Origin of the sequence: Falsiporphyromonas endometrii (assembly GCF_042654485.1) — a bacterium.
Taxonomy (GTDB): Bacteria; Bacteroidota; Bacteroidia; order Bacteroidales; family Porphyromonadaceae; genus Porphyromonas; species Porphyromonas endometrii.
In genome coordinates this window covers 1-3,196 of sequence record NZ_JBHSGO010000099.1, presented here as the reverse complement: position 1 = coordinate 3,196, position 3,196 = coordinate 1, and the positions used below count along the sequence as shown (strand labels likewise).

The 3,196-nt window shown below is 38.5% G+C and carries 2 protein-coding genes; both read left to right on the top strand.

What is annotated here, in order from left to right; all coding sequences use genetic code 11:
• Positions 1–189: 189 nt before the first annotated feature.
• Entirely contained in the window at positions 190–2,307 is a 2,118-nt protein-coding gene (locus tag ACFO3G_RS03530) for a TonB-dependent receptor domain-containing protein (protein ID WP_380078042.1), read from the top strand.
• A gap of 214 nt (positions 2,308–2,521) precedes the next feature.
• Positions 2,522–2,767 (top strand): hypothetical protein, encoded by a 246-nt coding sequence (locus ACFO3G_RS03525; protein ID WP_380078040.1) that lies wholly within the window; start codon positions 2,522–2,524, stop codon positions 2,765–2,767.
• Positions 2,768–3,196 lie beyond the last annotated feature (429 nt).

Genomic DNA, 3,196 nt, shown 5'->3' with positions numbered 1-3,196 from the left:
GGAAAATTTTAGAAGACTGACGATTGATTATGAGTTTCATGCCGCTACTGCAGAGGCTATGGTTCAACTTGCTTTCTGCAAAATATTGCTTAATAAATTCTCTGAATAATTTTTAAACAGCTTCTTAGAGATGATGAAACAACTCAACTCGATGAGCTCAAAGTTGTCTACTCCAAACCACTTGTAAAGATGGAGATAGATCGTCTTGCCTATAATCTGAAAGAGGATAAAGAATCGAGAGGGAAAAGCCTTCTTGAGATGTTGAGAAAGGTACCTCTTGTGACAGTTGATGGACAAGGCAATATTCAAATCAAAGGATCTTCTAACTATAAGATATATATCAATGGGAAGCCCAATCCAATTATGGATCAAGACCCGCAGATTGTACTTCGCTCAATCCCCGCTTCCACAATCAAAAAGGTAGAAGTGATAACTGACCCGGGCGTTAAATATGATGCAGAAGGTGTTGGAGCCATCTTAAATATTGTTACGGACACACAAACCGGAGATGGAGTGACAGGAAATATTTCTCTTAATGCATCCTACCCTCTCGGACTCAATTCGTCATTATATCTTGCACTCAAAAAGGGCAAGTTTGGACTATCTACAAACCTCGTAGGCTATATGGGTTCACAAAAGAATATGGATACATATGTCAACTATCGCAATTACTCCACCGGCATCATGAGTGGTGAAGCCATGACAGCTGACAACAAGTACCTCGGCCTCTATGGCAATATCTTGATGTCTTACGAGATTGACAAGAAAAACCTTTTGACAATTAACACCAATCTAAGACCTGGAAAGGCTCTATTCGAATCGAATGGGGAAACAAAATCCTTTTCTTTGAGAGGTCAAGAAGAGCCAACACTTATAGGCTTAAATAAAACCTACAACAAAGTCAACGGAACTTATGGATCAGTCTCAACAGGGTTGGACTATCAACACAGTACAGACCTTCAGGGAGAGCTACTAACTTTTAGCTACAGATACAACTATACGCCCAATAGTAGCGATCAAAAATACTTCCTATCTACTTCAGATCCAATCAACAACACCTCAAAAGATAGTAAGACATGGAATAAGATTGATGCCGGGATGAATGAACACTCATTGCAAGTAGATTATGTTAGACCGATCAAAAGTAGTAGCATTATAGAAGCGGGTACCAAATATATTTACAGACGATCAACATCGGAACCGAACAATAAATATTTCGACGAAGAAAGCAATTCATGGAACAAAACTCCAACTTCTCTTATAGATATGAATGGATCGAAGTTTCTACACTCATACAATATATATTCTGCCTATCTTGCATATAGCTACAAGATGAACAACTGGTCTGTAAAGACAGGGGTAAGAGGTGAGATAGGAAAGCTCAATGTCGAATATTCCAATAATACCAAAGAAAATTTCGGGAAGAGTTATTTCGATTGGATACCTGAAGTAACTTTAGATTGGAAGCCCACACAACAGCAACAAATTAAGGTGAATTACAATTTTAGGATCAATAGACCTAATATTGATATGCTCAATCCTTATGAAAAGATAGAATCAAACTACCTTATAAAAAAAGGTAATCCAAAGCTCAAACCAGAAAAGTATCATACAGTGACTCTTAGCTATAATCTATTTCTCCCAAAGGTGATCACAACACTTAGTGCCTACTACTCTTTCGCCAACAATGGGATTCAAGCTCATTACATCCAAGGAAAAAATGGAGTGCAGTATTCCACATTTGACAATATTGCTAAGAAAAAGAACCCGGGATTCAATGGATTTATCAACTGGTCTGCAACAAGCTGGCTTAGACTAATTACCAATTTTTCAGTTAATTACAATCAATGGGAATCCAAAGAACTAAAAAAGGAGATTAATTCATGGGGTAGTTCAACATGGATTGGAGCAATGATAACACTCAAAAATGATTGGTTTATCAATATAAATGGAGGATTCTACAAAGGTGCAAACACACTTCAAACAAAGTATAGCACCATGTACTACGATAATTACAGTGTATCAAAGGCCTTCTTCAATCAGAAACTCACTGTGTCAATGATTGTAAGTAATCCATTTAGAGAAAATATTAAATACACGAGGACAACAGACAACGGACAAGCTATATCTATCACAGATATCCGATATCCCGGACGAACATTTTCACTCAACCTATCATATCGATTTGGCAGCTTAAAATCACAGATCAAACGCACCGTTCGCACAATCGAAAATGATGATATTATGCAAAACAACGATTCCTCTCAAGGTATAGGCGGACAGCAAGGAGGAGGAAGAGGAATGTAATTAATAGATCAAATCAACCTCAGCACAAACTTACAAAAGTGCTAAACAAGGGGTCTTCACTGACAATAAAAACACAGTGGAGACCCCTCTTTTCTGAGTTGTACGGCAACAAACTATCGACTCCTTTTCATTTTTCTCTCTTAATCCAAGGGGAGTGTCATTGCAAAAAAGATTCCTTTTTAGTATCTTAGTCAATCATAAAGAACATATAACCATGGAAATAAGCATAATACTTACCATACTTTTGATGATTATTTCGCTTGGCAGATTGCACCTCCAAGAGGGTAAGATATGTCTTATCACAACGGTCAGGTTAATTCTTAAGCTGGGGCTTTTTGCATGGGCTGTGAAGTTCATTTTGAAGCACCTATATTCGTTAAATATTGTTACCTTAAATGATGTTCAAAAAGCTATCAAAACAACACTGATCCAACCTCAAAACCTCAAATTCGAGGGTTAGGGTAACTTGACCTTCCGCCGACTTTGCCCGTTTTATTAGTACGAAACGGGCTTTTTTATGCGCTATTTTAACAAATAAGCTCGCGCAACAAGCAATCTATTCTCGCGCGACTTTCGATCCGTTGTCGCGCGACCTTGACATGCGAAGTCGCGTTACTTCAAGTGCAACCTCGCGCGAGTTTAAGTTCAATGTCGCGCGAGAATGGATTGCAAGTCGCGCGACCTTCCAAAAAAAGCAGCCTGAAATGGGTTTTTGAGCCTCAAACTTGTCAATAAAATGAAGCCTATACATATATTAACATTCGGTAGTATCCCAAAAAGTGTGTAAAGGAGATTTATCTTTGAGTCAAAATTAATCATTTCCTTTCATTGTTTAGTTCATCCGTCAGGCGGGCATGAAAAACACCGGGGGGATTGGCGTCCGCCCGGG

Bases quoted from the DNA above. Each gene is read 5' to 3' on its own strand.
- ACFO3G_RS03530 (WP_380078042.1), top strand. From the start codon at position 190: ATGGAGATAGATCGTCTTGCCTATAATCTGAAAGAGGATAAAGAATCG.
- ACFO3G_RS03525 (WP_380078040.1), top strand. From the start codon at position 2,522: ATGGAAATAAGCATAATACTTACCATACTTTTGATGATTATTTCGCTT.